Below are 514 nucleotides of genomic sequence, written 5' to 3' on the forward strand. Positions count from 1 at the left end.
GGTTGTGCTAGTGCCACCGATACCTACCATCTTACCGTCTTGGACATAATAGAGATGGACAATGTATTCACCTGCTTCAGCCTTATGGTCACTAACATTGATACGAACCTTGTAGCTACCATCACTTTGTCTGCTAGCTTGGTGCCATACAAGGTCGTCTTGGCCGTCTTTGGATGTCCAAACTGGAACACTCACACCTTGGATAGCCTTGTCTCCACCAGAAACATTAGTGATATGAACGTCGAAACCAAGGTTAGAGAGATTTTCAATATTAATAGTGCCACTTGGTTTGCTTTCTTGTTGAGCAAGTTTAGACACGGCTACATAACGGCGGTTGCCATTGTAGCTGAGGTAAGAAAGCCATTGGTAACCATCACCACTGACAATCTTGTCGTAGTTGACTGACATGCCAGCATCGTAGTAGGCCAACTCTGGACTTGCCACACGAGGTTCTGCCTTAATGCCAGTACGAGAGGTAAAGGTATATGAACCTGAAGCTGGAAGGTTGTGGCGA

1 protein-coding gene is annotated in these 514 nt (G+C 45.9%); it reads right to left on the reverse strand.

The features are described 5' to 3' along the window. Positions 1-514 (reverse strand): GBS Bsp-like repeat-containing protein (locus tag HMPREF1519_RS02000; RefSeq protein WP_037611087.1); only part of this gene is annotated, 514 nt, incomplete at both ends.

Source organism: Streptococcus sp. SR4, assembly GCF_000517725.1.
Classification (GTDB): domain Bacteria; phylum Bacillota; class Bacilli; order Lactobacillales; family Streptococcaceae; genus Streptococcus; species Streptococcus salivarius_F.